This window comes from Paraburkholderia sp. BR10937 (assembly GCF_040965695.1).
In the GTDB taxonomy this organism is placed as follows: domain Bacteria; phylum Pseudomonadota; class Gammaproteobacteria; order Burkholderiales; family Burkholderiaceae; genus Paraburkholderia.
The window spans coordinates 1-244 of the sequence record NZ_JBFRCL010000246.1; the positions used below are offsets into that span (position 1 = coordinate 1).

Below are 244 nucleotides of genomic sequence, written 5' to 3' on the forward strand. Positions count from 1 at the left end.
GACAATCCGGGCGCTCGACCAGTTGATCGAGCTGCGCGATCCGCGCGTCGCTGGATTGCGCACCGAGATCATCGTTCCCGAAGCGCTGGCGGCCATGCCAAATCCGTTCCGGCACGTCGCGTTGCGCTCGTGCATGAGTGGCTGGTCACTTACGCTGGGTCGGAGAAGGTCGTGGAGCAGATTCTTCAGCTCTTTCCACAGGCCGATCTATACAGCGTTGTCGACTTCTTCCCGGAGTCGCAGC

The 244-nt window shown here is 61.5% G+C and carries 1 pseudogene; it reads left to right on the top strand.

Features of this window, described 5'->3' with window-relative positions:
* Window positions 1–244 (top strand): annotated as a pseudogene (locus AB4Y44_RS42825) (hypothetical protein); the annotation flags it as partial.